General features: G+C 71.6%; 2 pseudogenes. One reads left to right on the top strand and one right to left on the bottom strand.

Features of this window, described 5'->3' with window-relative positions:
- Nucleotides 1-42: 42 nt before the first annotated feature.
- Nucleotides 43-159, top strand: a pseudogene (locus PUR61_RS45380) (HAMP domain-containing protein); the annotation flags it as partial.
- A 138-nt stretch (nt 160-297) separates the two neighbouring features.
- Here the strand turns inward: PUR61_RS45380 and PUR61_RS45375 are convergent.
- Nucleotides 298-525: pseudogene (locus PUR61_RS45375) on the bottom strand (HAMP domain-containing protein); the annotation flags it as partial.

The following is a 525-nucleotide window of genomic DNA, read 5'->3' as shown; positions in this document are numbered from 1 at the left end:
TTCTTGCGCCGGGGCCCCGCGCGTTCTTCCTGGCCGTGCTGGATGTTTCCCTCCGCGACGCTCTTCGGTTCGGCGTGCAACCTGACCGGACAGGTCCGCTCCATCGCCCAGGTGGCCACCGCCGTCGCCAAGGGCGACCTCTCGCAGAAGATCAACGTGGAGGCCAAGGGCGAGGTCGCGGCGCTCGCCGACGTCAACAACAAGATGGTCGACTCGCTCACGCCCTTCGCGGACGAGGTGACCCGGCAGGCCCCCCACGACGGCACCGACGGGACGCTCGCCGCGCAGGCCCGGTGCCCGCACGTCGGCCTGGCCGCCGAGCCGGCCCTCGGTGCCGACCTCGCGGGCGACCCGGGTCACCTCGTCGGCGAAGGCGGACAGCTGGTCGACCATCGTGTTGACGGTGTTCTTGAGTTCGAGGATCTCGCCGCGCGCGGTGACGGTGATCTTCGGCGAGAGGTCGCCCTCCGCGACGGCGGTGGCCACCTGGGCGATGGAGCGGACCTGGGCGGTGAGGTTGCCCGC

This window comes from Streptomyces sp. BE20, assembly GCF_036322525.1.
Classification (GTDB): domain Bacteria; phylum Actinomycetota; class Actinomycetes; order Streptomycetales; family Streptomycetaceae; genus Kitasatospora.
The sequence above is the reverse complement of the archived record's forward strand: the minus strand, read 5'-3'. Positions and strand labels throughout refer to the sequence as shown.